This window comes from Bacteroides sp. 41_26 (assembly GCF_949740115.1).
GTDB lineage: Bacteria > Bacteroidota > Bacteroidia > Bacteroidales > Bacteroidaceae > Bacteroides > Bacteroides nordii.
Genome location: NZ_CATJGZ010000005.1, coordinates 1 through 1633 on the forward strand (window position 1 = coordinate 1; position 1633 = coordinate 1633).

1 pseudogene is annotated in these 1633 nt (G+C 48.1%); it reads left to right on the top strand.

The window, feature by feature from the left end:
• Window positions 1–1633 (top strand): annotated as a pseudogene (locus tag QX565_RS00040) (CotH kinase family protein); the annotation flags it as partial.

Here is a 1633-nt window from a genome sequence, read left to right on the forward strand (position 1 = left end):
CAATGCAGGGCTGCAGCTGGAAGGTACGGCAAATATCACGCGCCTTGTGATTGATAACTGTAGCCTGATCGACTGGAACACGTTGTTACAGCAATGCAGCGCGACCAGCTATCTACGAATTACCGGTATAGATATGGACGGGGACGGTAATTTGCTTCGCAGGCTTATGACAATGGGCGGCGTTGATGAAGACGGGGGAAACGTGCAGACGTGCCGCCTGGTAGGTACGTACCGGCTTACCCGGTCCATGTCGGACGAAGAGTACGCCGCCACCTGTGCGCATTTCCCGGAACTGAATATCATTCAGCCGCAGTTTGTCGGTATAAAAATAGATCAGACGGTAGGAGACGGGGAAAAGATTACGAATCTGGATAACTCAACCGGATATGACTATAATAAGGAATTTACCCCGTCTTCCCATATCCTGGAAGTGTTGGCGAAAAGGCCTTGCGTTCTGGCCAAAAAGACGGCGGAGGGTGAAATGACCTGTTATCCGCTTCATGATGAGAACCGGAACAAATACGCCGATAGTGAGAATGTGGAGAACGCCACGGATGCAGTATTAACCGGATCGGAAGGCGAAGTTTACGTATATGAACCTCATTACTGGTACAAGGGAGTAACGGACGTGCTGAATCAATGTCTTTACGGTTTTATTTCAAGCAATGAGGATGCGCCGGCAGTGGCAGGGTACACCAGTGTAAAATTTACCCGCGAAGAGCTGGATGTAACGGAAGGGATCGGGATTCGTAAGAATACGGATTACACGACCATTGAAGAGGCAAAGAACAAATACGAATCCGGATCGTTCGCCCTGGTGGACGTTCGGGATTACAAGCAGGTTCGTTTTCCCGGTCTGGATTCCACTCTTTACGGGGCTGTATTTATAGATGATACGGGCAAAATAGTAAGTCGGGTCAGCGTTTCAAACGCGAACGGTTTTATCAATGGTATGTACTTGTTTTGTGCCGTTCCTGTAGGGGCAACGAAACTGGCCTTTACCTTCCTTAATTCGGCGACATTCGATTTCGTTTTACTCACAACGTCAGAAAGTGTAGAAGCGATCGAGCCGGACTGGGTAGAGCATACGGAATGCCTGGGCGGTGCTTATGAAGCCTACCTGATTGATGATGTATTGCGTTCTGTCAGTGGTGTTTCAAGTGTAGGAACTATTTCACAGAGCCAGGCAATCAAATATGCCCAGAACAGGGGCAAAGGTTTCCAGCTGTTTGACTGGGAAATGCACAAGGACGTGGGTAATCTGTATTTCTTTAAATACGGTAATACCGATTCGCAGGGAGTTTGCGGATATGGAACAAATAGTTACCAGAAAGTGACGGGCCTTACAAATGCGCTGGGGATGCGTGATACGGTTTCTTATTATAAGGAAAAGGGCGGTTCTAATCCACAGGCGGAAGGTGCTTACCGGGATGGTGTAAATTATCAGTCCGTCAATGTACTGGGATATGAGAATTTTCAGGGAAACAAGTCGGAATGGTTGCAGTATGTCACGGTAAACAAGACGGCATCGGATGGAAGGTGGTTTATTACCATGCCGGACGGAACGGAACGCGTTGTACAGGGAATTACTGTTTATAATGCGGATATTTATCCTACCCACATGGTTTGGGGC